1 protein-coding gene is annotated in these 275 nt (G+C 47.3%); it reads left to right on the forward strand.

The window, feature by feature from the left end; genetic code table 11:
* Window positions 1-275 (forward strand): hypothetical protein (locus ACTRWI_RS22835; RefSeq protein WP_499133959.1); only part of this gene is annotated, 275 nt, incomplete at both ends.

Below are 275 nucleotides of genomic sequence, written 5' to 3' on the forward strand. Positions count from 1 at the left end.
CATTGGTGATGACGGCTACAGCAGCAACGCGGGACGTGTTCGTATTTACCAATTTATCAACGGCAGTTGGGATTATCAGACCCAGTTTACTGGCGGTAGCGGAAGCTCTTTTGGTTATTCTAATGCCGTATCCAGTAATGGTGAAGTGATTGCGGTGGGGGCGATTAGACAGGGCAGTACCGGTTATGTGTATGTGTATCGTCATAACGGCACTAACTGGGCGTTAGAGCAAAGTTTTCGTCACGCAAATTATGGCACAGACGATTATTTGGGTT

This window comes from Pseudoalteromonas sp. G5_S1_14_S5, assembly GCF_054968605.1.